General features: G+C 39.9%; 2 protein-coding genes. Both read right to left on the bottom strand.

The window, feature by feature from the left end:
* Positions 1 to 3,308 (bottom strand): DUF6531 domain-containing protein (locus tag A9G30_RS10950; protein WP_141672092.1); only part of this gene is annotated, 3,308 nt, incomplete at its 3' end.
* Between the two features lie 17 nt (positions 3,309 to 3,325).
* Positions 3,326 to 3,866, bottom strand: a 541-nt coding sequence (locus A9G30_RS13055; RefSeq protein ID WP_176700905.1) for a hypothetical protein, incomplete at its 5' end; no start/stop codon positions are given.

The following is a 3,866-nucleotide window of genomic DNA, read 5'->3' as shown; positions in this document are numbered from 1 at the left end:
ATGGGTTTAATATTATTTTCAGCTTGTGGCCAATGTTCATGGATGATTTCGCCATAGGCGCTGTATTCGCATTCATAAACAGTTTCGCCAAGGCTGTCTGTAAGACGATGAGGCGTACCTAAGTAGTTATTTTGATACCAATAGGTTTTTAACTTTTCTGACTGTCCTGCTTTTCCAAGGATTTGGGCTAGTGGTCGATGGCTATCGGGTTCATAAATATAACTTCGCCAGAATTTATCGTTATCGGCACATTCTGCTATTAATTTATGGTCTTGCCAGATAAATTCGGTGGTTTTACCCTCCACTGTTTTGCTAGTACGACGGTTAAAAGCATCATAAGTATAAGTGATGATAAGCCCTGTCGGTTTAATCACTTTGATAAGTCGATGCCGGCAGTCGTATTCATAGTGGGTAACTAGACGGTGTTTTTTTCCGCTTTTTTCCGCAATCAGGTTTCCAAAGCGGTCATACTCAAAGTGTTTATCACCAAAAAACGTTAGGCGATTGCCTTTGGCAATATGGGTTTTGGAGTCACTCAGCAAGTTGCCCGTAGCATCATAGTGTAACATCGCTAAGGGCTGAGCGTGATGCGTTTGATGATGTTCAGGCTTACCCTCCGAAGTTAACTGACCTATGGCATCGTATTGATATTCTCTGGCTGCATTTCCTCGAATTTGGCTAAGTTGATTATCCGCCTGATAACCATAATCTTGTTGCCACAGAGGCGTTGGGCTACGCTGTGAATCAAAATCAAAACCATGAAAAATTTGATGGTGAGTTAATCGGCTTAAATTATCATAATCATAACGGTTAACCAGCCCATTACCCTGACGACGTTCACACTCTCGCCCTTGTTTATCCCAACGGAAAGCGGCTAATGGCTGGTGGTCGAGTGTCATTCCCAGTAGCTGACCCTGATTGTAATGATATTCTAACCATTGCCCATCGGGCAGTTTAGTGCCATTGAGTAAGCCGGTGTTTTCATCGTAGCGATGGCGGATAGTCGCCCAGTTTTGGTGCTCGGCTGTGAGTTGATTACTTTTGTTATATTCCCAACCTAACACATTCTCGTTATCTTTTACCGCTATCAAGCGACCGATAGTATCATATTCATAGTGCTCAATATTTCCATCCGGTAATATTTTTTGAATTAATCGCCCAAGGCTGTCACGCTCATATCGGGTAATAAATGGCTCAGATTGATGTTCATCTCCGTATTCACAACGGGCAATAAGTTGGTTGTTTTTATTATAATGGTACGTGGTTTTTATATTATCAAAACCAATTTCTTCACTTAATAATCCATCAGCTGTGTAACGAAATTGATAATGCTCCCCTTTTTGATTGGTGATTTGGCTAATCTGTAAATGTCCATTATCGTATTGGAAAGCCAGTTTTTCACCATTAGGTTGGTGTAATTGGGTGAGTAGGTGTAACGGCGCGGCGTAATCATATTGGGTGATTTTGCCCATTTCATCTTTAAACCAAATCACTTTACCATAAGCATTATACCGATACTCACGGGTGGTGTTATTGGGTAAGATAATTTGGGTAATTCGATTTAACGCATCATAACGGTAGTGTGTGGTACTGCCGTTTTGTTGTTTTTCCCATTCTAAGCGACCAATAGCATCATAGCCAAATTGGCGTAAACCTTGAATTGAAGAGTTATCCTCTAATAATTCCCCTTGCTCTGACCAAACTAAACGTTGGTGACTCTGGTCAGGATATTGAATAAAAATGGGCTTACCTTGAGCATTATATTGATATACCGTGCTGCGCTCTTGAGGGTCGATTAGCTCCAGTAAGTTCCCTTGGCTATCACGCCGAAAACGCCATTGTTGGTAAGTCTCTTTATCACCCTGAGTGAGGGTATAAATTTCCCCATGCAAGTAGTCATAATGAACACTATGCCCATCGGGATAAGTGATGGTATCTAACGCGCCAGTGATGGGGGAATAATCATAATAGGTAATATGACCTTCGCCATCAATTTCAGCTGTCAGTTGCCCTTTATCATTATATTCGTAGCTTTGTACATGACCCGCCGCAGATATTTTTTGGATTAATTTACCATGGGTATTATGCTTATAATAACTTTTACTGCCATCTTGGTGGATTATCGTGACACTGTTTTCTTCATCATTCCATTGATACTGACTATCCAATTGAGGAAAGTTCGCCCACTGCCGTAAACAGCGTGCCTGCTTACCTTCATTTTGCCATGCCCAATAAAAGGTTGCCCCACCCGCCATGATTCGTGATTGAATAACATGCTTATCATCATAAGTATAGTGCTCGGTCTCATTTGCGGCATTCGTCACCGCAACAAGTTGGTGAAGCGTGTTATAAGTGTACTTTGCTAACACCGAAACACGCTGCCACTCTTGTGCGACTCGGGTGTGTAATTCAACTTGTTGGATTAAATTTATATTAGTATTCGGGGTGCTTGGGTTATTTTCATTAGTCGCTGCGTCTATTTCATTTTCATAAATAAAGACTAACTTGCGCGTTGGTTGCTCTGCGGGTGATAAAATGACAGAAGGTAGCCGATTGGCGTTATAAATAACCTTAATGGCATTGTTATGCTTGTCTATAATGCGTTTCAAACAAGCCGTTGTCTCCTCTTTTGCACGTTTAAACACTAAAAAAGGTTGATTAGATTGAACAATGATAAACTCATTATCTTGTTCACCTTGACACAACATGGCTTCTGATAAGCTATTTAATCTCTGTGTGTATTTTTCGGTTGGATAGGGAAAGCTAACTTGGCGATTTTCATGGTCTAACCATGTGATGCTATCGTTGTTAAATACCAAATGTTGACTTAAAAAGTGCGACCAGCCATAGCCCAATCCTTGCTGTAATTCAACAGCACTGGTACGATAAAAACGTTGCCAAATAAAAGGCACGATACCCGTTAAGTGACCATCTTCAACCGATAATAGCTCTTCGCCAGTTAATAACGATATGGGGTCACCATCATGAGGCGTCTGTTTATCAGAAGAAACCGCCTGCCCTTTGGCATTTTTACCGGCCTCTGGAGTGTCGGTGATATGTGACGATGCATTTTCTATTTTTGTCTGTGGATTACCCCCCGATGAAGCAACGCTGCCATGTTCAGTTACACCCGTTGCAGTGCTATGGGTGGTTGCCGTTTTGTGTGCATTAAAATCCACGCCACCACTGTGAATTATTTCATGGTTATCTTTAACATGTTTTTTACATGCTTGCTTAGCGATGTCGGTTAACTCTTCTAGCGCTTTGATAAGCTCTTTAGATGATGTGCTTACTATATTTTTCCCCATTATTATAATCCTTCTTATTAAGCAAAGTTCATTGCTATATCAAATCCTTTTTTTAGAACTGCGCCCGGTAAAATAATAGCAATAATCACTTCGGTTAATACCTGCCCTACAATTTTGGCACTAAAGTTAGCTAATTGTTGGGGGGTTAACAATTTGAAAAGACACCAAGTTGCATTAAAAAAGATAAATAGCATGGCTTCATCTTTAAGCATCATTAACATATCACCAATTTCATCTTTATATTCATCATACATTTGAATTAACTTTTCAGCGCCATCACCGATAAGTTGTTTCAGTTTTTTTGCATTTTCTAAAGGATGGCAAAATATATCAAATAATTTACACACTAAATTCCAAATGTCTTTTAACGTCGTCCAGATACCACCAACAAACTCTTTACATGTCTCAAGCCAATCTATTGATTCACCATTAGCAATATAGGTTTCCCATTCTTGCTTTTGCCGATTATTCCAGTTTTTTTCTAACCAATCTGCACATTGACTGATTAAACCATCATAAGAAGCATAGAGCTTGTCTAAATCTTTTTTTGTAATATTG

It is taken from the genome of Gilliamella sp. Fer4-1 (assembly GCF_001690515.1).
In the GTDB taxonomy this organism is placed as follows: domain Bacteria; phylum Pseudomonadota; class Gammaproteobacteria; order Enterobacterales; family Orbaceae; genus Gilliamella; species Gilliamella apicola_C.
This window is presented reverse-complemented; position numbering and strand designations above follow the sequence as displayed.